At 55.4% G+C, this 406-nt stretch carries 1 protein-coding gene and 1 tRNA gene; both read left to right on the top strand.

Features of this window, described 5'->3' with window-relative positions:
• Positions 1-231: hypothetical protein (locus AWT72_RS10275; protein WP_197407679.1), on the top strand; the 231-nt coding region annotated here is incomplete at its 5' end.
• A gap of 89 nt (positions 232-320) precedes the next feature.
• Positions 321-395: transfer RNA gene (locus AWT72_RS10270), tRNA-Arg, on the top strand.
• Positions 396-406: the final 11 nt, after the last annotated feature.

The following is a 406-nucleotide window of genomic DNA, read 5'->3' as shown; positions in this document are numbered from 1 at the left end:
CGTCTCGTGGGCTCGGTCGAGATCCTTTATCTGGTGTTTAATGGAAATCTGCCCTGGAGCGACTTTATCTGGCCGTTCGCCCTGCCGACCCTGGCGGGAAATATCTGTGGCGGGACCTTCATCTTCGCACTGCTGAGCCATGCGCAGATCCGTAACGATATGAGCAGCAAGCGAAAAGCGGAAGCCCGCGCCCAGGCGGCGGAGAAAGGGAAAAAGGCCGACCGGGCATAAAAAAAGCGCCCTGAGTGGCGAGGGTTTAAGCAGTCAGACGGTATGGCTCTTACTCAGGCGGGCAAAAAACGCTATACTCGTGCCGCCTTGTCCCCTTAGTTAAATGGATATAACGAGCCCCTCCTAAGGGCTAGTTGCAGGTTCGATTCCTGCAGGGGACACCATATAAACGTTG

It is taken from the genome of Oceanivirga salmonicida, assembly GCF_001517915.1.
Taxonomy (GTDB): Bacteria; Fusobacteriota; Fusobacteriia; order Fusobacteriales; family Leptotrichiaceae; genus Oceanivirga; species Oceanivirga salmonicida.
The sequence above is the reverse complement of the archived record's forward strand: the minus strand, read 5'-3'. Positions and strand labels throughout refer to the sequence as shown.